The sequence below is a fragment of the Tenacibaculum sp. L6 genome (assembly GCF_028823685.1).
Classification (GTDB): domain Bacteria; phylum Bacteroidota; class Bacteroidia; order Flavobacteriales; family Flavobacteriaceae; genus Polaribacter.
Genome location: NZ_JAPEHZ010000154.1, coordinates 1 through 936, shown reverse-complemented (window position 1 = coordinate 936; position 936 = coordinate 1). Strand labels below are relative to the sequence as shown.

The window sequence follows — 936 nt, the reverse complement described above, 5'->3', positions numbered from 1 at the left end:
TTCTCCAACTTCTTTGTTGAATAATACTTTTCTTAATTCAAGTTCAACTCCATAAGCCATACCCCAGTCTCCAGTATTAGCATAACTAATATCGTTAGAAGCAGAGTTAATTCTGATTTCGTTAATTGGGTTTTCAATGTATTTACCAAAAACACCTACAGAGATAATTTCTTCTCTTTCAGGGAAAAATTCCCATTTAAAGTCAGCGTTATAGTTATCTGAAGAATATAAGTTAGGGTTACCAAGAGAACTATTTACTACCCCTTCGTAAAGGAAAGGAGCTCTTTCTTTAAATTGAGGTAAAGTATATGATTTACTTGCAGCAAATTTTAAGTTGTGCTTATCGTTAAGTGCATACTTTAAAGATGTTGCTGGTAATATTTGGAACTCATCTAATTCACTTTGACCAACATTAACAGATGTGTTGTAGTTTAATGATTGTTTAACTTGCTCACCTCTTACACCAAAAACACCTGTGAATTTATCAGAGAATTTGTATTCAAATTCTAAATAACCTGCGTTTATATTTTGATTTCCTCCGTAAGTTTGAGGTAATAAAACATCAATAGAAGCATTTAAACCTCCTCTAAAAGTTCCAATAGAATATAAGCCTGCATTAAAGTTAGCTTGGTTAAAGTAACTGTCTAAGTTGTAAACATCATCAATGAATGGTTGTGCTGTTCTTTGGTTAATTACAAAGTTAAATTGAGTAGCGTTGAAGTCTATATTTTTAAATCTTCCACTATATCCTAATTTAACTTTAGCTCTGTACATATCATCACTGTTTTTAGCAAATTGATATGTAAATGCTGCGTTAGCTGCTATTTCTTCTTCTTCTAAATCTGAGTAGAATCTATGGTTATCAGAATCGTTACTGATTAACATAAATGACTTAGGTCCATTAGGATCGTCGTTTCTATGTGGTAATACAGTTGT

1 protein-coding gene is annotated in these 936 nt (G+C 31.7%); it reads right to left on the bottom strand.

Annotated features, from left to right (window positions below; genetic code table 11):
- The coding region (locus OU788_RS12445) for a TonB-dependent receptor plug domain-containing protein (protein WP_274635456.1) at positions 1 to 936 on the bottom strand (936 nt) is incomplete at both ends.